Source organism: Solwaraspora sp. WMMA2101 (assembly GCF_049179175.1).
GTDB lineage: Bacteria > Actinomycetota > Actinomycetes > Mycobacteriales > Micromonosporaceae > Micromonospora_E.
On the sequence record NZ_JBMHMA010000006.1, the window covers coordinates 4,081,706 to 4,101,852 of the forward strand.

General features: G+C 72.1%; 16 protein-coding genes and 1 pseudogene. 9 read left to right on the forward strand and 8 right to left on the reverse strand.

Annotated elements, in window-relative coordinates; all coding sequences use genetic code 11:
• Positions 1–10 precede the first annotated feature (10 nt).
• Both ACN28F_RS19545 and ACN28F_RS19550 read right to left on the reverse strand, forming a co-directional pair.
• Complete coding sequence (locus ACN28F_RS19545) at positions 11–952, reverse strand: LLM class F420-dependent oxidoreductase (protein WP_289209342.1); 942 nt, start codon at positions 950–952, stop codon at positions 11–13.
• Between the two features lie 2 nt (positions 953–954).
• Positions 955–1,740: an ABC transporter ATP-binding protein gene (locus ACN28F_RS19550; protein ID WP_421359075.1), complete on the reverse strand. Its 786-nt coding sequence runs from the start codon at positions 1,738–1,740 to the stop codon at positions 955–957.
• Positions 1,741–2,043: 303 nt separating this feature from the next.
• On the opposite strand from ACN28F_RS19550, the gene ACN28F_RS19555 reads away from it, so the two are divergent.
• Positions 2,044–3,078, forward strand: coding sequence for an ABC transporter substrate-binding protein (locus ACN28F_RS19555; RefSeq protein ID WP_289209344.1), 1,035 nt, complete (start codon positions 2,044–2,046; stop codon positions 3,076–3,078).
• Positions 3,079–3,168: 90 nt separating this feature from the next.
• A complete protein-coding gene (locus ACN28F_RS19560) occupies positions 3,169–4,008 on the forward strand; it encodes an ABC transporter permease (RefSeq protein ID WP_289209345.1) in 840 nt (279 codons plus the stop codon).
• A gap of 70 nt (positions 4,009–4,078) precedes the next feature.
• Here ACN28F_RS19560 and ACN28F_RS19565 read toward each other — a convergent pair whose 3' ends face one another.
• Positions 4,079–5,272 (reverse strand): ABC transporter substrate-binding protein, encoded by a 1,194-nt coding sequence (locus tag ACN28F_RS19565; protein WP_421359078.1) that lies wholly within the window; start codon positions 5,270–5,272, stop codon positions 4,079–4,081.
• Between the two features lie 464 nt (positions 5,273–5,736).
• Here ACN28F_RS19565 and ACN28F_RS19570 point away from each other — a divergent pair, with 464 nt between their 5' ends.
• The 4 genes from ACN28F_RS19570 (at position 5,737) to ACN28F_RS19585 (ending at position 10,479) form a co-directional block, all read left to right on the forward strand.
• Positions 5,737–9,027 (forward strand): nitrate- and nitrite sensing domain-containing protein, encoded by a 3,291-nt coding sequence (locus ACN28F_RS19570; RefSeq protein WP_421359079.1) that lies wholly within the window; start codon positions 5,737–5,739, stop codon positions 9,025–9,027.
• On the forward strand, positions 9,024–9,434 hold the full coding sequence (locus ACN28F_RS19575) for a roadblock/LC7 domain-containing protein (protein ID WP_282223999.1): 411 nt from the start codon (positions 9,024–9,026) through the stop codon (positions 9,432–9,434). The genes ACN28F_RS19570 and ACN28F_RS19575 overlap by 4 nt, the downstream gene beginning before the upstream one ends.
• Before the next feature lie 75 nt (positions 9,435–9,509).
• Entirely contained in the window at positions 9,510–9,875 is a 366-nt protein-coding gene (locus ACN28F_RS19580; RefSeq protein WP_282223998.1) for a DUF742 domain-containing protein, read from the forward strand.
• Complete coding sequence (locus tag ACN28F_RS19585) at positions 9,856–10,479, forward strand: GTP-binding protein (RefSeq protein WP_282223997.1); 624 nt, start codon at positions 9,856–9,858, stop codon at positions 10,477–10,479. Before ACN28F_RS19580 ends, ACN28F_RS19585 begins: the two co-directional genes overlap by 20 nt.
• 122 nt (positions 10,480–10,601) lie before the next feature.
• Here the strand turns inward: ACN28F_RS19585 and ACN28F_RS19590 are convergent, their stop codons facing one another.
• The 5 genes from ACN28F_RS19590 to ACN28F_RS19610 are packed head-to-tail and all read right to left on the reverse strand — an operon-like array spanning position 10,602 to position 18,298.
• Positions 10,602–11,690 carry a uroporphyrinogen-III synthase gene (locus tag ACN28F_RS19590; RefSeq protein ID WP_289209348.1) on the reverse strand — a complete coding sequence of 363 codons (1,089 nt, stop codon included), beginning with the start codon at positions 11,688–11,690 and terminating at the stop codon, positions 10,602–10,604.
• The gene (nirD, locus tag ACN28F_RS19595; protein WP_421359082.1) at positions 11,690–12,052 is read right to left on the reverse strand and encodes a nitrite reductase small subunit NirD; all 363 of its coding nucleotides are present in this window, start codon (positions 12,050–12,052) and stop codon (positions 11,690–11,692) included. Before nirD ends, ACN28F_RS19590 begins: the two co-directional genes overlap by 1 nt.
• Positions 12,049–14,655, reverse strand: coding sequence for a nitrite reductase large subunit NirB (gene nirB, locus ACN28F_RS19600; protein WP_421359084.1), 2,607 nt, complete (start codon positions 14,653–14,655; stop codon positions 12,049–12,051). Before nirB ends, nirD begins: the two co-directional genes overlap by 4 nt.
• Positions 14,652–16,154, reverse strand: a complete 1,503-nt coding sequence (locus ACN28F_RS19605; RefSeq protein ID WP_289209350.1) for an FAD-dependent oxidoreductase — start codon at positions 16,152–16,154, stop codon at positions 14,652–14,654. Before ACN28F_RS19605 ends, nirB begins: the two co-directional genes overlap by 4 nt.
• On the reverse strand, positions 16,151–18,298 hold the full coding sequence (locus tag ACN28F_RS19610; RefSeq protein ID WP_421359086.1) for a molybdopterin oxidoreductase family protein: 2,148 nt from the start codon (positions 18,296–18,298) through the stop codon (positions 16,151–16,153). The genes ACN28F_RS19605 and ACN28F_RS19610 overlap by 4 nt, the downstream gene beginning before the upstream one ends.
• 334 nt (positions 18,299–18,632) lie before the next feature.
• On the opposite strand from ACN28F_RS19610, the pseudogene ACN28F_RS19615 reads away from it, so the two are divergent.
• The 3 genes and pseudogenes from ACN28F_RS19615 to rpsI all read left to right on the forward strand — a co-directional run.
• Positions 18,633–18,845: pseudogene (locus ACN28F_RS19615) on the forward strand (MFS transporter); the annotation flags it as partial.
• Positions 18,846–19,171: 326 nt separating this feature from the next.
• Positions 19,172–19,615 carry a 50S ribosomal protein L13 gene (gene rplM, locus ACN28F_RS19620; protein ID WP_282223991.1) on the forward strand — a complete coding sequence of 148 codons (444 nt, stop codon included), beginning with the start codon at positions 19,172–19,174 and terminating at the stop codon, positions 19,613–19,615.
• A gap of 20 nt (positions 19,616–19,635) precedes the next feature.
• Positions 19,636–20,124 carry a 30S ribosomal protein S9 gene (rpsI, locus tag ACN28F_RS19625; protein WP_282223990.1) on the forward strand — a complete coding sequence of 163 codons (489 nt, stop codon included), beginning with the start codon at positions 19,636–19,638 and terminating at the stop codon, positions 20,122–20,124.
• Positions 20,125–20,147: the final 23 nt, after the last annotated feature.

Below are 20,147 nucleotides of genomic sequence, written 5' to 3' on the forward strand. Positions count from 1 at the left end.
GGGCTCCACCTCAGCTCAGCTGCGGCAGCACCTCGGCGGCGACGAGTTCCAGGTGGTCCAGGTCGGCCAGGTCGATGAAGCGCAGGTGCACCCGGCTGGTGCCGATCGCGGCGAGCTCGCCGATCCGGTCCACCAGTTGCGCCGGGGAGCCGACCACCGGATCCTCCGGCGGCAGCGCGCTCTTCTCATGCAGCGGCGCGGCCCGGCGGGCAGCTTCGGCGTCGGTGCGGCCGATCGCGATGACGATGCCGGCCGACAGCGTCAACGGCGGCCGGTCCTGCTCGGTACGGCCGGTCCGGTGACAGGCTTCGATCACCCGTTCGTATGCCGCCGCCGTCTCGGGAACCGACTTGAACGGCATGTTGAACTCGTCGGCGAACCGGGCGGCCAGCTCCGGGGTGCGTTTCGGGCCGCGCCCGCCGACGATGATCGGTGGGCCGGGCACCTGCACCGGCTTCGGCAGCGCCGGCGCGTCGACCAGCTGGTAGTGGTCGCCGTAGTAGCTGTACGTGTCGCCGACCGGGGTCCGCCACAACCCGGTGATCACCTCGAGCTGCTCGGCGAGCCGGTCGAACCGTTCGCCGACCGGCGGGAACGGCAGCCCGTACGAGGTGTGCTCGCGGGCGTACCAGCCGGCACCGATGCCGAGGTCGACCCGGCCGCCGCTCATCTGGTCGACCTGGGCGACCATCACCGCCAGCGGGCCCGGCAGCCGGAAGGTGGCCGAGGTGACCAGGGTACCGAGCCGGATCCGGGTCGTCTCCCGGGCCAGCGCGGCCAGCGTCAGCCAGGCATCGGTCGGGCCGGGCAGGGCGAGCTGCTCACCCATCGACTGGTAGTGGTCGGCCCGCAGGTAGCCCTCGAAGCCGGACTCCTCGGCGAGCCGGGCCAGCCGCAGCTGGTCGTCGTAGCTGGCACCACGGTGCGGTTCGGTGAACACGCTGACCCGCATGGTCACTCTCCTCCGATCCCGGCCGACGCCGGGGTTTCCCGTTCCATCAGGACCTCGTGCAGGTCGGCGCTGCACCGCGCGACGTCCTCGGTGTGCGCGTTGCGCCCCAGGCTGCGCGGGCGCGGGATGTCGATAGGCAGGATCTTGCGGATCCGCCCCGGCCGGGGGCTGAGCACGACGACCCGGTCGGCGAGCAGGACCGCCTCGTCGATCGAATGGGTGACGAAGACGATGGTGGCCGCGCGTTCCATATGGATGCGCTGCAGCTCGACCGACAACTCCTCCCGGGTGAGGGCGTCCAGGGCGGAGAACGGCTCGTCCATCAGCATGACCTGGGGCTCGGTGATCAGCGAGCGGCACAACGACACCCGCTGCTGCATGCCGCCGGAGAGCTCGTGCGGCAGTCGCTTCTCGAACCCGGTCAGGCCGACCAGGTCGAGCAGCTCCAGCGCCCTGGCCCGGTGCTGGGCACGGCGCAGGCCGAAGATCTCGACCGGCAGCAGGACGTTGTCCAGCACGGACCGCCAGGGCAGCAGCGCCGGGCGTTGGAACAGCATCGCGATGTCGCGGCGGGCCTTGACCACCCGCTGCCCGCCGACCGTGACGGTGCCGGCGGTCGTCGGCAGCAGCCCGGCGACCAGCCGTAGCAGGGTGGACTTGCCGCAGCCGGAGCGGCCGACGACCGCGACGAACTCACCGGCGGCGACCGACAGGTCGATGTCCTGCAGTGCTTCCACTGTGCCGGACCGGCCGGTGAACGTTCGCCCGACGCCACTGAGCTCGATCATGCGGCCGGCTGCTCCCTCGTCCAGAGTCGATCAACAGCCGGGACAGAGTATCCGGATCGTGCCGACGACGCACTACCCGTACGGTAAACACTTTTGCTGCCGGTCGGGCATCCACACTGACCGCCTGTCGCATTGGTCAGCATTCCCTCGTACTCTGTTGCCCGCGAAGATTCCCGACGCGACCGCGGCGCCCCTTCCGGCCCCCACCGGTGAGACGCCGCGCCGGACCAACTACCCCCTCTGGTTGGCGCTGCGACCTGCGGGTCGTCGACCAACCGTCCGGGTTGGAAAGGACACACCCTCATGACAAGGCTCACCCGCACGATCGCCGCAACCGCCATGGCCGCGGCCCTTGCGGTCACCGGCGCCTGCAGTGCGGACGACGGTGACGAGGCCTCAGGCGGCGGCACCGAGGAACTGAAGAAAGTGACGTACCTCACTTCCTTCGGTAACTTCGGTCGTGATTCGTACGCCTGGGTCGCCAAGGACAAGGGCTTCTTCACCGAGGCCGGATTCGACGTGGAGATCAAGCCCGGTGCCGGCACCGGCGACAACATCAAGACCGTCGTCGCCGGACAGGCCCACTTCACCCCGATCGACCTGACCGGTGGCCTGTTGCAGTTCGGCAACGGACAGGCCAAGGACTTCGTCGTCGTCGCCGGCATCCAGCAGCGCACCATGGCGGCGATCATCGCCCTGGACGGCAACGGCATCACCACCCCGAAGGACCTGGAAGGCAAGAAGCTCGCCGACACCCCCGGCTCGGTGGTGCGCAACCTCTTCCCGACGTACGCGTCACTGGCCGGCATCGACGAGACCAAGGTGGAGTGGGTCAACGGCACCCCGCAGACCCTGATGGGCACCCTCGCCTCCGGGCAGGTCGACGGCATCGGCCAGTTCGTCGTCGGTAAGCCCACCGTGGAGACCGTCGCCCAGGGCAAGGCCGCCGTCGTGCTGCCGTACAGCGACATCATGACCGACCTGTACGGCAACGTGCTGATCACCTCGACGAAGATCGCCGAGGAGGACCCGGAGATGGTCAAGCGGTTCAGTGCCGCGCTGCTCAAGGGCCTGGAGTACAGCATCGCCAACCCGCAGGAGGCCGGCGAGATCCTCGCCGCGAACGTGGAGGAGGCCAACCCGGCCGCCGCCGCCGCCGAGCTCGAGCTGATGGCCGCGTTCGTCAAGTCCACGAGCTCCGGCGTGCCGGTCGGGGCGCTGGACAGCCAGCGGATCGCCCGCAGCATCGCGATCCTGCAGGGCGCCGGTGCGATCCCGGCGGGTCTGGAGCCGGAGCAGGTCGTCAACTTCGACCTGGCACCGAACGCCGAGTCCTGACCGACGGCGGGTCCGGGTGGGTCGCCGCCGCGACCGCGACCCACCCGGACCCGCTCGCGGCCGGCCCGAGTCCGAGCCCGAGGAGTGTCGATGACCGTACTCAAACCTGCGGCCCGACCGGTACGGGCCGTGCCCGTGGTCGCGCCACCGGCGGGGCGCGCCGGTGGCCGGGCCGCCGCCGTACTGCTGCCACTCGCCGGCCTGCTGGTGACCGGGCTCGCCTGGTGGCTGGCCACCAGCGTGCTCCAGCTGGTCCACCCGGCGGTGCTGCCACCCCCGCAGGACGTGTGGGGCGCGTTCGCCCCCCGTGCCCAGCGACTGCTGGAGCACACCCTGACGACCACCCTCGAGACCGTCGCCGGCTTCGCCCTGTCCACCGTCGCCGGGGTGCTGATCGGACTGGCGCTGGCCATCTCCCAGACGGTGGAGCGGATGTTCACCCCGCTGCTGGTGGCGCTCAACGCCGTACCGAAGATCGCGCTTGCGCCGCTGCTCGTCGCCACCCTCGGGTGGGGTCAGCAGCCGATTCTGACGATGGTCTTCCTGCTCTGCTTCTTCCCGATCGTGCTGGGCACCGCGACCGGGCTGACCTCCACTCCCGCCGACCTCGCCGAGCTGGCCCGGTCGCTGGACGCCTCCCGCTGGCAGACGTTCCGCAAGGTACGGCTGCCGGCCGCGCTGCCGCAGATCCTCGTCGGTTTGAAAGTCGCGATGCCGCTGGCCGCGATCGGCGCGATCATCGGTGAGTTCTACGCCGGTGAGGAGGGCCTGGGCTACTTCATCCTGCAGACCGGCGGGATGGGCGACACCGCCGCCGCCTGGGCCGCGATCATCCTGGTCGCGTTGATGAGCATCGGGCTCTACTTCAGCGTCGTGCTGGTCGAACAGCGGCTGCTGCCCTGGGTCCGGGAGACCACCTCGGCCCGCTGACCGGCACCGTACCGACGACCGACGGGTCGGTCCCACCGGCAACGGTGGGACCGACCCGTCGAGCGACAGGTCAGCTGGCCAGCCGCCAGCGGCCACCCCGGAACACCAGCATCGTCAGCGCCTGCGGCATCAGCCCCGAGTGGTTGTCCGGCGTCATCCGGATCGGGCCGGAGAGCCCGTCGAGCTGGGTGGTCTCCAGCACCTCCCGGATGGCCTCGCGGTCGACCGTCTCGCCACCGGACAGGGCCACCGCCTCGGCGATCAGCTGTACGGCGTCGGCGGCGAACGACGAGAATCCGTAGTAGCTGCCGAACCGGGCGGTGTAGTCGCGGAACCACTGTTTGCGGGCGGCCTTCGCCGGGGTGTTGGCGATCACGTCGTCGATCACCATGGTCTGGGTGAAGACCAGGTTGACCCCCTCGGCGCCGTTGGCGGAGCCACCGGTCAGGAACAGGTCACCGGCGGCGGCGGCGTCGAAGAAGACCGGCCCCGGGTAGTCGACCTGTGCGGCGCTGTCAGCGGCCAGGACGGCCTGCTCGGCCGACGTCCAGACCAGCAGCGCGCCTGGGTCCTCGTCGTCGTCCTCCGGCTCGGCCAACGCCGACACCGCCTGGCTGACGTCGGTGTCGGTGGTCCGGACCTGCTTGCTGGCGACCAGGTCGATGTCGAGCTTGTCCAGCTCGGCGGACATCACCCGCAGGCCGTCCTTGCCGTACTCGTCGTCGGTGTGCAGCAGGCTGGCCTGCCGGATGCCGCGACGGCGGAGTTCGTTGGCGATGGTGGCGGCGCTGTCTGCCGCGTTGGGCCCCAGCTTGAACACGTACCGCCGCTCGGCGACCGGGGTGGCCACAGCGGTCGCCGGCGCCAGCGAGATCGTCGGCACCCGCTTGTCGTTGAGCGTCCGGGCCGCGCCGACGGCGCAGTCGCTGCAGCTGCCCATGATGATTGCGGTGACCTGGGAGTTGCTGGTGAAATCACCGATGTTGCGCAACGATTCACTGGGATCGGAACGATTGTCGCGCACGTCGAGCCGGATCGTGCGACCGCCCAGCAGCCCTGACTCGTTGATCTGTTCGACCCTGAGTTCGAGAGCGCGCTGGTAGCCCTTGCCGACCGCCGCAGCGGCTCCGGACAGCTCGAGATCGGCGGCGATGACGATCTCGCCCTCGGCCGTCGAATCACTACCGAACTGGCATCCCGTGAGCGAAGAGGCCAGCAATGTGGATGCGAGCGCCGTCGCGACGGCGGAACGGATGGGCCTCAAGTCAGTCCTCCAGGTACGCGGCGGATGCGCAACCGGTCCGGCCGGCGGCGGTACGTGTTGTCGCGTCCTCAATAGAAGTCGCGCCGACGGCATGCCGTACGGTGTGCGCGGAGCCTGCAAACGTGGAAACCTTGCCAATGGGCGGCGTTCTGGTCAAGCGCGCCGGTCATCCGGTTCCGGGAAGTGTGTCTCACATGTTGGCGGCGAGAAGTGGTCGCGAACAGTGACACTGCCGATGCAACTGTCGGTGGAAGTTCCATCCGCCCTGATCAGAGCGGTGTGGTGCTCATACTGTCCGGTAACTCAGGGATGAATCCGTGCCGTGCGACCGATTCCTGCCTAGCTGAGGCTTCCCAACAGGGTCCACTTCTGGTGAAATCGCGGCCGTGCCGCATGCGGCGCTCACCGCTGCATCAGGCACCGGTCGGCAGTCCGCGTGTGGAGATAGCGACGGAGGCGATGTCGTGAGGACTGGACCGACGACCCTGCCCGACAACGGCCCGCGGAAGCGGCGTGCGCCGTTGCGATGGGTGCCGCGGCTGCGAGACGCCCGGATCAGGTCCAAACTGGCCGTCATCCTGGTGGTGCCGCTGGCTGCGGTCGCCGCTCTGGCCACCGTACGGCTGGTCGACGTCGGTCAGGGCGCGCTCGACGCCCGGATGGTGCGCTCGATGGCCGAGATCTCAGTGGACGTGTCGGCACTCGCTCAGGAGGTCCACAAAGAGCGGATGGCCGCGCTGTCCTTCCTCGCCGGTGACGGCGCCGACCCCGAGGCGTACAACGTCCAGGTGCGACGCACCGACGAGCGGGTCGTCGCGTACACCGCCGAACGCGACCGGGCCGGCGACGTCCCGGACGCCGTCGACCGGCAGCTGGTCGCGATCGACGACCACCTCGACACCCTGAACGCCACCCGCCAGGAGGTGCTCAGCCGGGGCGAGATGCCGGTCCAGGAGGCGGTGCTGCGCTACGGCGTCATCCTGTCCGACCTGATCTCCTACGGTGAGGTGCTGGGCCAGGTCTCCGGTGACGGCGAGGTGCCGGACAGCCTGCGCGCGGTTTCCGCCTTCGCCCGCGCCAAGGCGGCGACCGCCGAGGAGGAGGCGATCGTCTTCGCCGCGCTCTCCGGCGGCCGGCTGGAGGAGGAGCAGTTCTCGTCCTACCTGGCCACCCTGACCGGTCAGCAGGAGGCGCTGCTGTCCTTCTCGCTGGCCGCGTCACCGTGGGAGCAGGCCCTGGTCGACAACAGCGTCACCGGTGACGCCGTGTTCCTGGCCGACCGGGTGTCCACCGAGATCACCCGCTCGGTGGGCCAGCAGTCCCGCATCGGCGCGACCCAGGCGGCCCGGACCGTCGGCGCGGTCAACGACCTGATGCGGTGGGCCGAGATCCAGCTCGAGGCCCGGCTGCTGCAACGGGCCACCGAGGTCAGCACGAACGTCACCCGCCAGGCCGTCATCGAGTCGATCCTGGTGCTGATCGCCCTGGTGCTGGCGATCGCCCTGGCCGTGGTGCTCGCCCGGTCGCTGAACGACTCGCTGCGCCGGCTGCGCGACGGGGCCCTGTCGGTGGCCGACCGGGACCTGCCGGAGGCGGTCGCCAAGCTGCGGGACGTCAACGACCTGAACGACCGGGGGCCGGAGGAGATCGTCCGCAGCCTGCGGGACCCGATCCGGCTGCCCAACCGCGACGAGGTCGGCGAGGTCGGCCGGGCGTTCAACGTGGTCCACCGCGAAGCGGTCCGGATCGCCGCCGAGCAGGCGGCGCTGCGGGCCAGCGTCTCGGCGATGTTCCTCTCCCTGGCCCGACGCAGTCAGACCCTGGTCGACCGGATGATCGGCGAGCTCGACACCATCGAGCGCAACGAGGAGGACCCGAAGCGGCTGGCCCAGCTGTTCCAGCTGGACCACCTGGCCACCCGGATGCGCCGCAACGACGAGAACCTGCTGGTGCTGGCCGGCGCCGACTCGACCGCGCCGCGCCGTGAGGACGCGCTGCTGGTCGACGCGATGCGGGCCGCACAGTCCGAGGTCGAGGCCTACAACCGCATCGAGTTCGGCACGATAGACACCGACATCCTGATCTCCGCGTCCGCCGTCAACGACGTCGTCCGACTGGTCGCCGAGCTGCTCGACAACGCGACCCGGTTCTCCCCGCCGACCACGACCGTCGTCGCTGACGCCCGCCGGTTGCGCGACTACGTGCTGATCCAGGTGGAGGACCGGGGCCTGGGGCTGTCCGAGGAACAGCTGGACAACCTCAACCGCCGGCTCGCCGAGCCGTCGACGATGGACGTCTCCGCGTTCCGGCTGATGGGTCTGGCCGTGGTCAGCCGGCTCGCCGGCCGGTACGGCATCCGCGTCGAGCTGCGTCCCAACGTCGACGGCGGCACCCTGGCGCAGGTGACCCTGCCCAGCAGCATCCTGGTGCTGCCGCAGCGCACCCGCGAACCGGTGGGCGGCCGGGGCCGGCCGGGCCTGGCGGCCGAGCCGATCTCCGCCGCACCCACCTCGGGCGGCACCTGGGCGCCCGTCTCCGGACCGCCGATCTCCGGACCGCCGATCTCCGGACCGCCGATCTCCGGGCCACCGGTGTCCGCCGCCCCGGCCCGTACGGCGACGCTGACCGACCAGTGGCACAACGCCCGTTCGTCGCAGTGGAACGCAGTGGCCGGTGCCCCGACCGCAGCCTTCCCGGCGGTCACCCCCGGTCGTGGCGCACCCGCTGCCGGCCCGGTGCCCCCCGCACCGGTGCCCGCACCGGCCGCCGTGGCACCGACGACCGCCGTACCGGCTCCCGCGCCGCCGGCCGGCCCGTCGCCGCCGTCGTTCAACCCGCCGGCCCCGTTGGCCGGGCACGCCACGACGGCCGAGCCGGCCGCCAACCTCAGCCCGCCGACGGTGGCGTACCCGACGCTGCGTACCTCCGGGTTGCGGGGCTCCGGCGGCCCCGGCGACCAGCCACTGATCCCGGCCACGGCACACCCGTTGGCGCCGGTGGTCCGCACCGCCGGCCAACTGCCGCAGGGTCCGACCGCCGGTGGGCAGGGCGCGGCGCGGCCGGAGGACGCGACCGAGATGCCGATCTTCCGGGAGATGGAAGCGGTCTGGTTCCGCGCTCAGGGCCAGGCCGAGACCAAGGTGTTCCAGATGCCGACCGCCGGCCACGCGCCCGACGTCGCCACGTCCACCGGCACCACGCCGGCCACCGGCGCTGCGTCGTCGACCGGCGCCCCGCTGTCCACAGGCGCCACCGCGCCGACCGCCGCGTACCCGACGACGACCTCTACCAGGCCACCGTTGCCGGCACGCAACCCGGGGCAGTCCGCCCCGGCCCCAGCGGCGTACTCTGCTCCGGTGCAGCCGAACGCCGCACCCCAGTCAACGACCGCGCCACCCACCCACGCACCGTCCACTGCGGGCGCCGGCGGTGGCGCGGCGACGGGTGCCACCCCACGGCAACGGGTCGGTGACTCCGGCAGCTGGCGGACCGCCGCCGACGAGGGGTGGGCCCGGGCCAGTCAGGCAGCCGAGCCGGCGGTCGCCGGCATCACCCGATCGGGCCTGCCCAAGCGTCAACCCCAGGCGCAGCTCGTGCCGGGCGGCGTGGAGCCGGCGGCGAGCCGGGGACCGACCCGGCGTACCCCGGACGAGGTCCGCGGCCTGCTGTCGGCCTACCACCGCGGTGTGCAGCGGGGTCGGACCGCCGGCAGCGAGCAGTACCGCGCCACTTCAACCAAGGAGAACAGCGAATGAACAGGCCAGCAGCTATTCAGGACATGGGTTGGCTGCTCAGCAACTTTGCCGACAGCGTGGCGGGCATCGCCCACGTGGTGGCTGTCTCGGCAGACGGACTGCTGCTCGCTTCCTCCCGGGACCTGCCTGCTGACCGTGCGGACCAGCTCGCCGCCATCACGTCCGGTGTGGTCAGTCTGACCGACGGAGCCTCCAGGATGTTCAGCGCCGGCGGCGTGCTGCAGACTGTGATCGAGATGGACAGTGGCTACCTGTTCCTGATGTCCATCAGCGATGGCTCGTCGATGGCGGTGCTCGCCGCGCGCAGCTGCGACGTGGGTCAGGTCGGCTACGAGATGGCGCTGCTCGTCGAGCGCGTCGGTGCCGCCCTGGTCCCGTTGCCGCGCGAGGCCGTGGGCCGGCCCTGAGCCGTCGAAGTTCCGTAGCGACAGGGGACCGTCACCGGTGACGTGCCAGCAGACCCAGGAGGAGGTGACCGTCGGATGGGGCAGCCACATCAGGACCCGCGCGGGGCGCTGGTCCGGCCCTACGCGGTCACCCGGGGCCGCACCGAGCCGCGTCAACACATCGCGCTGGAGGCGGTCCTGGTGGCCAGCGCGGCAGCGGTCACCGAGTCGCGGTTCGCCGGGCACGACAAGCATCGGATCGCCACCATCTGCGACAACCGTGCGCAATCACTGGCGGAGATCGCCGCGTACACCCGGCTCCCGCTGGGCGTCGCGCGGGTCCTCGTCGCCGACATGGTCGCCGACGGCCTGCTGGCGTTGCACAGCGCAGCTCCGGTAGAGGCCTACGAGGAGCGGATGGAACTTCTGGAAAGGGTGCTAAGTGGACTTCGCAGGCTATGACCGCCCTGGCGTAGGCCAGAAAAAGGAGATCACCTCCGCGAAGATCGTCATCGCGGGCGGTTTCGGGGTGGGAAAGACCACCATGGTCGGCGCGGTCTCCGAGATCACACCGTTGACCACCGAGGCGTTGATGACCTCGGCCGGCGTCGGCATCGACGATCCGTCGAAGGTGCCCGGCAAGGAGACCACCACGGTGGCGATGGACTTCGGCCGGATCACGATGGCCGACGACCTCATTCTCTATCTGTTCGGCACCCCCGGGCAGACCCGGTTCTGGTTCATGTGGGACGAGATCATCCGGGGCGCGGTCGGTGCCGCCGTACTGGTGGACACCCGGCGGATCACCGATGCGTTCGCCCCGCTCGACTACTTCGAGAACCGGCAACTGCCGTACCTCGTCGCGCTCAACTGTTTCGACGGCGCGCCCCGGTACGAGCCGGAGGAGATCCGGGAGGCGCTGGCGATCGCCCCGCACGTCCCGCTGGTGATGTGCGACGCGCGCAGCCGGGATTCGACCAAGCACGTGCTGGTCAACGTCGTCGAGCACGCGATGGCGACGCTGCGGGCCGAGCACGGCCGGGGGTTCCCGACCCCGGTCGGCTGACCGGTGACGGCGACCGGCGGCCGGACCAGGCCGCCGGTCGCTGGCCGGCAGCCACTCGCCCGGTAGCTGGCTGGTAGCTCAGTTCGGGGCGCCGCCGCGACGTTCGCCCACCTGGTCGGCGTTCAGTCGACGGGTAGTCGGTAGCCCCGCTTCACGACCGTCTGGATCACGCCGGGGGCACCCAGTCCGGCCCGCAGCCGGGCCACGGCCATCTCCACGGCGTGCTCGTCGGCGCCGCGTGGCAGGGTGCGCAGCAGCGCGGCCCGGGACAGCACCCGGCCCGGGGTCTGCGCCAGTGCCCGCAGGACGGCCATCGGCGCGGGTGCCAGCGGCCGCAGTTCGCCGTCGATCACCGCCGCGTGCCCGCGCAGGGTCAGCAGGTGGCCGCCGACCTTCAGGTTGACCGCCCGCCGGGGCAGCTCGTCGACGATGGTGCGGACCAGGGCGCCGAGCCGGGCCCGGCCGGGGGCGATCACCGGTACGCCGTGGCGGCGCAGCGGCGCGGCGGTGACCGGCCCGACGCAGGCGGCGAGCACGTCGGTACGCATCGCCTCCAGCACCGCCTCCCCGTTGCTGCCGGCGGCCCGTAGCAGCGCCCCGACCGCCGGTGCCGAGGTGAAGGTGACGGCGTCGACGAGCCGGCCGGTGACCAGGTCCACCAGCCGGTGCAGCGGCGCCGGGTCGGTCGGTGGCGCCCAGCGGTACACCGGCACCTCGATCACCGTGGCGCCGGCGGCCTCCAACGCCGAGGAGCATTCCGGCTGCCGGTCGCCGTGCAGCTGCATCGCGACGAGCTGTCCGGCGACGCCACGGGCCCGCAGGTGGTCGATCACCTCTTCGCAGCTCTCCGAGGCCGGTGACCACTGGTCGTGCAGGCCGGCGGCGCGGATCGCGCCCCGGGCCTTCGGGCCCCGGGCGACGATGTACGCGCCGCCGAGCACCGCCCGCAGCGGTTCGGCCAGGCCCCAGCCCTCGGCCGCCTCCAGCCAGCCGCGCATGCCGATGCCGGTGTTGGCGACCAGCACGTCCGGCGGATCGTCCAGACACGCCCGGGTCGCGGCGCGCAGCTCGGTGTCGTCGGCCAGCGGCACGATCCGCAGCGCCGGGGCGAGCACCACCCGGGCACCACGTCGCTCCAGCAGCGCGGCGAGTTCGTCGCGTCGCCGGTCGGCGGTGACCCCGATGGTGAATCCGGACAGCTCGTCGGACATCACTGGTCCTGCCGCCGACCGAGCACCTCGATCAGCCCGTCGCGGCAACGTACCCGGTAGGTCGGCACGGCGACGCCCGGCAGGTCCAGGCATTCGCCGGTACGCAGGTCGTAGACCTGCTTGTGCAGCGGTGAGGCCACCGTGGGGATGTCGCCCCGGGTGCCGACGATGCCGCGGGACATGACGTTGGCGCGGGCCACCGGATCCTGGTTGCCGATCGCGTACAACGTCCCGTCGTAGGTCCGGAAGATCGCCACCTGTTCGCCGTCGACCAGTGCGGCCACGCCGCGCTCCGGCTCCACCCGGGGGTACGGGCAGACCGGTGTCCACTGGTCGGTCATGTTGATCGTCTGCACACTCATCGGCGTACCTCCAGGGTTGTCGGGAGGCCGAGCGCCACGGGCCGGCGCTCGCCCAGGGCCGGCACCGGCTGGCCCCGTTCGACCTCGAAGGTGATCGACGGGTCCGGGGTGTCGGGTGCGTTGACGAAGGAGGCGAAGCGGCGCAGCCGCTCCGGGTCGTCGATCGTGTCCCGCCATTCGTCGGAGTACGACTCGACGTGGCGGGCCATCGCCGCGTCCAGCTCGGCGGCCAGCCCGAGCGAGTCCTCGACGATCACCGCCCGCAGGTGGTCCAGGCCGCCGTCCATCGCCTCGATCCAGGCGGCGGTGCGTTGCAGCCGGTCGGCGGTGCGGATGTAGAACATCAGGAACCGGTCGATGGTGCGGACGAGCTCCTCGGTGGACAGGTCGCTGGCGAACAGGTCGGCGTGCCGGGGCCGGAAGCCGCCGTTGCCGCCGACGTAGAGGTTCCAGCCGACATCGGTGGCGATGATGCCGAAGTCCTTGCTGCGGGCCTCGGCGCATTCCCGGGCGCAGCCGGAGACCGCCGACTTGATCTTGTGCGGGGCGCGCAGCCCCCGGTAGCGCAGCTCCAGCGCCACCGCCAGGCCGACCGAGTCCTGTACGCCGTAGCGGCACCAGGTCTCCCCGACGCAGGACTTCACCGTCCGCAGCGCCTTGCCGTACGCGTGACCGGACTCGAAGCCGGCGTCGACCAGCCGCCGCCAGATCTTCGGCAGCTGCTCCACCCGGGCGCCGAACAGGTCGATCCGCTGCCCGCCGGTGATCTTGGTGTAGAGGTTGAAGTCCCGGGCCACCTCGCCGATGACGATCAGCTTCTCCGGGGTGATCTCCCCGCCGGGGATCCGGGGGACCACCGAGTAGGTGCCGTCGCGCTGGATGTTGGCCAGGAAGTGGTCGTTGGTGTCCTGCAGGGCTGCCTGCTCGCCGTCGAGGACGTAGCCGTTGCCCAGCGAGGCGAGGATCGAGGCGACCACCGGCTTGCAGATGTCGCAGCCGCGGCCCCGGCCGTGCTCGGCGACCAGCTGGGAGAAGGTTTGGACACCGCGGACCCGGACGATGTCGAACAGCTCCTGGCGGCTGTGGTCGAAGTGCTCGCACAGCGCGGTCGACTGGGTCACCCCGGCGACGGAGAGCAGTTGCTTGAGCATCGGTACGCAGGACCCGCAGCTGGTGCCGGCCCGGGTGCACGCCTTGATCGCGGCGACGTCGGTGCAGCCCTCGCCGATCGCGCCGAGGATCTGGTCCTTGGTGACCGCGTTGCAGGAGCAGACCTGGGCGCTGCCGGGCAGCGCATCGATGCCGGCCCCGCCGGCCCCGTCGGAACCGGCCGGGGCGAGCAGCGCCAGCGGCGGGCCGGGCAGTGGGCCGCCGACGCTGGCCCGCAGCGTCGGGTACGCGGTGGCGTCGCCGACCAGCACCCCGCCGAGCAGGGTCCGCGCGTCGTCGGAGAGGACCAGCTTGGCGTAGACCCGGGTCGCCGGGTCGGTGAAGGTGACGTCCAGGCAGTCGGCGGTGGCGCCGTGCGCGTCGCCGAACGAGGCGACGTCGACGCCGAGCAGCTTGAGCTTGGTGGAGGTGTCCGCGCCGGGGAAGGCGGCGGTGCCGCCGAGCAGCCGGTCGGCGACCACCTCGGCCATGGCGTAGCCCGGTGCGACCAGCCCGTAGCAGCGGCCCGGTTCGCCGTCGACGCTGATCGCGGCGCACTCGCCGACCGCCCAGATGCGCGGGTCGCTGGTCCGGCAGGTGGCGTCGACGCTCACCCCGCCGCGTTCGCCGACGACCAGCCCGGCGGCGCGGGCCAGGTCGTCGCGGGGCCGGACGCCGGCGGCGACCACCACCAGGTCGGACTCCAGTTCGGTGCCGTCGGTGAGGGCCACGCCGTGCGGCGTACCGTCCGGTCCGGTGCGGATCGCCGACGTCGCGGTCCCCAGGTGCACCTCGACGCCGAGGTCCTCGACGTAGCGGCGCAGCATCGCCCCGCCGGCCTCGTCGATCTGCACCGGCATCAGCCGGGGGGCGAACTCCACCACATGGGTACGCAGGCCGAGCAGCCGCAGCGCGTTGGCCGCCTCCAGGCCGAGCAGTCCACCGCCGATCACCGTACCGACCCGACGGGTGGCCTGCGGGTCGGTGGCGAAGGACCGGATCGCCTCCAGGTCGTCGATCGTGCGGTAGACGAACACGCCGTCGCGCAGTCCGCCGCCGGCCGAGCCGCTGCCGTTGGCTGCTCCGTCGGCGTCGGCGTCGGCGGGCCGGTGCGCGCCGTCGATCGGCGGGACGAAGGCGTACGAGCCGGTGGCCAGCACCAGCGCGTCGTAGCCGTACTCGCCGTGGTCGGTGACGACCACCCGGCGCTGGCGGTCGATGCGTCGGGCCGGCTCGGCCAGCCGCAGGTCCACCCCGTCGTCGGGGGTGTGCACGCTGAGCTCCTCCGGCGCGACCCCGTCGAAGAACGCCGACAACCGGACCCGGTCGTACGCCGGCCGGGACTCCTCGGCCAGCACCGTCACCTGCCAGTCGCCGGCGGTGTCGCGGGAGCGGACCGCTTCGACCAGGCGTTGCCCGACCATGCCGTTGCCGATGACGACCAACCGGTTCATACCGGTACCTCCACGTCGGAATCCACAGAAGAGAGCCAGTCGACGATGCCGGTGACGGCGTCGGTGCAGCTGCCGCAGCCGGTGGTGGCGCGGGTGGCGGCGACGACCTCACCGACCGACCGGGCACCGGCCCGCCAGCAGCGCACCAGCGCGCCCTTGCTGACGGTGTTGCACTGGCAGACGGTCGCCGCGTCCGGCATCAGCGCCGGACTGGTCACCGGAGCGGCCACGGTGCCGCCGACCGCCCGGCCGAGCAGCAGGGCCCGGCGGTCCGCCGGCACCTGACCGCCCCGGTCGAACAGCTGGATGACGGTGCCGACGGCCGGGTTGTCGCCGAGCATGATCGCCCCGGTGAGGCGGTCGTCGCGGATGAGCAGTCGGGCGTACGTGCCCCGGACCGGGTCGGCGAAGCTGAGTTCCTCGGTGCCGGCGTCGGCGTCGCCACGGGTGTCGCCCATCGCCGCGAGGTCGATGCCGGCGGCCTTGAGCCGGGTCACCGTCGGCAGTGGCCGGTAGCGGGCGGCGGGGTCGTCGCCGGCCAGCACCCGGGCGAGCACCCGGGCCTGCTCCCAGGCCGGCGCGACCAGGCCGGTGACCACCCCGTCGTGTTCGGCGCAGTCGCCGATCGCCCAGATGTGCGGGTCGCTGGTGGCCATCCGGTCGTCGACCACCACGCCACGGCCGACCGTCAGCCCGGCCCGGCGGGCCAGGTCGGTGTCCGGGCGGACCCCGCAGGCGAGCACCAGCAGGTCCGCGGTGAGTTCGCGGCCGTCGCCCAGGCGCAGCCGGACGCCGTCGGCGCCCGCGTCGACCGCTGCGGCGGCGGCGGCAAGTTCGGTGCCGACGCCGAGCCGGGCGAGGGTACGGGCGAGCACCGCGCTGGCGGTCGGGTCGAGTTGGCGCTCCATCAGCTGGTCGACCTTGTGCACCACCCGGACGTCGAGCCCACGGGCGGCGAGCCCACGGGCGGCCTCCAGGCCGAGCAGGCCGCCGCCGAGGACCAGCGCGGTGCGGGCGCCGGCGGCGGCGGTGAGGATCCGCCGGCAGTCGTCGAGGGTCCGGAACACCGCGACCCGCTCCGGTAGCGCCGCCGGGTCGAGCGCGGCGGTCGGGTTCGCTGTGTCGGCCGGGTCCGTTGTGTCGGCCGGGCCGGTCAGGCCGGGCAGCGCGGGCACGACCGCCCGGCTGCCGGTGGCCAGCACCAGGTGGTCGTACTCGGTGGCGCCGCCGTCGGCCGTGCGGACCGTACGGGTGGTCGGCTCGATCGCGACGACCGGCAGCCCGGCGCGGACGTCGACGCCGTGCCCGGCGGCCTCGGTCAGCGTCACGTCCAGCTCGTCGGCGCGGCCGGCGAGCAGGTTGGACAGCATGATCCGGTTGTACGCCCGGTGCCGCTCCGCCCCGAACACGGTGATCTTGAAGTCGCCGCGCCGGGCGTGCAGCTCGGCGGCGAGCCGGGCGCCGGCCATGCCGTGACCGACGATGACGATACGGTTCACGCTCGCTCCACCCTGACCGCGCAGATCTTGAACTCGGGCATTCGGGACGTCGGGTCCAGCGCGTCGCTGGTCACCGAATTGATCCGGGCCGCGCCACCCCAGTGGAACGGCGCGAAGACGGTGTCCGGGCGGATCGAGGTGCTCACCCGGGCCGGGGCGCACATCTCGCCGCGTCGGCTGGTCACCCGTACCTGCTCGCCGTCGGCGACGCCGAGCTGCTCGGCCAGGTCCGGGTGCAGCTCGACGAAGGCCGCCGGAGCGGCGTCGTGCAGCGGTGCGATCCGTCGGGTCTGTGCCCCGGACTGGTACTGCGCCAGCACCCGACCGGTGGTCAGGTAGAGCGGGTAGTCGGCGCAGGGTTCCTCGGCGGCGGCCCGGTGCTCCACCGGCACGAACCGGGCCCGCCCGTCGGGCGTGGGGAAGCGGTCGGTGAACATCCGTGGGGTGTCCGGCAGGTCCGGGTCGGGGCACGGCCAGAAGACGCCGTCGGCGGCGTCGATGCGCTCCCAGGTGACCCCGGCGTAGTCGGCGATCCCGCCGGCCGAGGCCCGGCGCAGCTCGGTGAAGACCTCGCCCGGCTCGGCCGGGAACTGCCCGGCCGAGCAGCCCAGCCGCTGCGCCAGATCGGCGAGGACGGCCAGGTCGGTGCGGGCACCGGCCGGCGGCGGGCGGACCGCGTGCCGGCGCAGCACCCGACCCTCCAGGTTGGTCATCGTGCCGTCCTCTTCGGCCCACTGGGCGCTGGGCAGCACGACGTCGGCCATCGCCGCCGTCTCCGACAGCACGAAGTCGGCGACCACCAGCAGGTCCAGATCGGCCAGTCGCTGCTGGACCCGGCCGGCGCGGGGCGCGGACACCACCGGGTTGGAGCCGAAGACCAGCAGCGCCTTCGGCCCGGCCGGGGTGCCGAGCGAGTCGAGCAGTTCGTAGGCGGAGACGCCCGGGCCGGGCAGGTCGGCCGGGTCGACACCCCACACCCCGGCGACGTGCGCGCGGGCCGCCGGATCGTCGATGCGCCGGTAGCCGGGCAGCTGGTCGGCCTTCTGGCCGTGCTCCCGCCCGCCCTGGCCGTTGCCCTGCCCGGTCAGACAGCCGTAGCCGGAACCGGGTCGGCCGGGCAGCCCGAGGGCGAGCGCCAGGTTGACGTACGCGCTGACCGTGTCGACGCCCTTGGCGTGCTGTTCGGCCCCGCGCGCGGTGAGGATGACGACCTTTGCCGGCGCGGCGTCGGCGTCGGGTCGGCCGCCGCCGGCCAGCGCCCGCGCCGTCGCCTCCAGATCGGCGATCGGTACGCCGGTCAGCCGTTCCACCCGGGCCGGCCAGTACCCGGCGACGGTGGCCCGGACGGCGTCGAAGCCGGTGGTCCGCTGCGCCACGTAGTCCCGGTCGGCCCAGCCTTCGCGGAGCACGACGTGCAGCAGCGCGTTGGCCAACGCCAGGTCGGTGCCGGGGGTGGGCTGCAGGTGCAGGTCGGCCAGCCGGGCGGTGGCGGTCCGCCGGGGGTCGACCACGATCAACGTACCGCCGCGCTGCTTGAGCTCGGTCAGGTAGCGGGCGAACGGTGGCATCGTCTCGGCCACGTTCGCGCCGACCAGCAGCAGCGTGTCGGCCGCGCCGACGTCGGCCAGCGGAAACGGCAGCCCCCGGTCGACCCCGAAGGCCCGCATCCCGGCGGCGGCCGCCGAGGACATGCAGAACCGGCCGTTGTAGTCGATGTTGCGGGTGCGCAGCGCGACCCGGGCGAACTTGCCCAGTGCGTACGCCTTCTCGTTGGTCAGCCCGCCGCCGCCGAAGACGGCGACCGCGTCGCGGCCGTGCGCCCGCTGGATGCCGGTGACACCGTCGACGATCCGCGCCAGCGCCTCGTCCCAGCTGGCCGGGCGCAGCGGCGCGGCGCGCCGGTCGCGCACCAGCGGAGTGGTCAGCCGCTGCGGGTGGTCGAGCAGTTCGGCGGCGGTCCAGCCCTTCTGACAGAGGCCACCCTGGTTGGTGGGGAACTGCCGGGGTTGCACCGTGACCGTGCCGTCGGGGTCGGCGCGCAGGTGCATGCCGCACTGCAACGCGCAGTACGGACAGTGCGTTGCCACGGTCCGGGCGGTGTCCTGGCCGGCCGGCCCGATGGTCACCTGCACGCTGCGTGGCATGTGCGAAGCGTGCCGCTGGGCGATTTCGCCGGGACGTCTCGATTGTTTCGAGCCTGCTAAGAGCGGCTCACACGAGCGGGGGGCAGAGGGTTGGCTGATCGGGCACCTGATCGATCTCACTATCGGTCACGGCGGGCCGTGCGTTCTTCGTTGCGCGCCCGAATCGCCAGTTGCACCCGATCGGAACTGGCCGCGCCTAGCTTCCTGCCAACACCGACCGCTACCGACCGATACCGACCGATCGCGGAGGAGCTGAGCCACACGTGAGCCAGGCCACCACGGATACCACGACGGCAGAGGTCGCCGCCAGCGATCCGGTCCTGCCGCCGAGCGCCGGTCGATCCGGCTGGCCGGGGCGCTGATCGGCATCGCCGGCGCGGTCGGGGCGTTCGGCGGGGTGCTGGTCGACATCGCCTTCCGGCAGTCGTTCCTGACCTACGGTACGGCGGACGCGGCGTACCTGGCGTTCATCGCCTTCTACGCGGTCTGCGTGGTCGTCACCTGGGCGGTGTACCGGCGGCCGGGGACGCGACTGCCGGGCGTCTGACAACCGGCGGTCGGGTGGCGGTCGGGTCGGCGGTCGGGTGGCGGTCCGCTGTTTTGACCGCCCCGGCCGTCACCCGGTATCGTTGCCTGCTGTTGTGTGACAGCCGAGGGGCGTCCCTCGCCGGGCTAGTCACCGTCGCCAGCGAGCGACGCCCGTCGGGAGCACTGCCCGTAGGGTGGGCCCGCTGCAAGGTGGCAGGCCAGCCGGGGTATGCTTGTCGTTCGCGCGCGCGTTCCTTTACGGGTTGCCCGGTCATCGGGTCGTCCTGCCGGCCCGCGCGTTACCCGACGCGCGACCCCAGACCGACGACGAGACAAGGTAGACCTGTGCGTACGTACAGCCCGAAGCCGGGTGAGATCGAGCGTCAGTGGCACGTGATCGACGCCTCTGATGTCGTGCTGGGCCGCCTGGCCACCCACGCCGCCACGTTGCTGCGCGGCAAGCACAAGCCCACGTTCGCGCCGCATGTCGACACCGGTGACTTCGTCATCGTCGTCAACGCCGGCAAGGTGGCGTTGACCGGCAACAAGCGGCACACCAAGGTGGCCTACCGGCACTCCGGTTACCCCGGTGGGCTCAAGCAGGTCGGCTACGACGAGCTGCTGGCCAAGCGTCCGGAGCGGGCGATCGAGCTGGCCGTCAAGGGCATGCTCCCGCACAACAAGCTCGGCAACAAGCTGATCCGCAAGCTCAAGGTGTACGCCGGTGCGGAGCACCCGCACGGCGCGCAGCAGCCGGTGCCGTTCGAGATCAAGCAGATCGCGCAGTGAGCGCGGGCGAAGGAAACAGCATGACCGACACCACCGAGGCCAGCCCGGTCGCCGTCGTCGACGCCGACACCGAGGTGGCCCCCGCTGCGGCGCCCGCCCCCGTCGTGCGCACGCCGCGCGGTGAGCGCCCGATCCAGACCGTGGGTCGGCGCAAGGAAGCCATCGTCCGGGTCCGGATCGTTCCGGGCTCCGGCAAGATCACCTGCAACGGGCGGGAGCTCGAGGAGTACTTCCCGAGCAAGGTGCACCAGCAGCTGATCCGCGAGCCGCTGGTCACCGCCGAGAAGGCCGAGGCGTTCGACGTGATCGCGAACCTGCGCGGCGGCGGCATCACCGGCCAGGCCGGTGCGCTGCGGCTCGGCATCGCGCGGGCGCTGTGCGCCAACGACCTCGACGACCGTCCGGCGCTGAAGAAGGCCGGCTTCCTGACCCGGGACGCCCGGGTCAAGGAGAGCAAGAAGTACGGCCTCAAGAAGGCCCGTAAGGCCCCGCAGTACTCGAAGCGCTAGTCGTCGTGCACGGCTGAACGGAC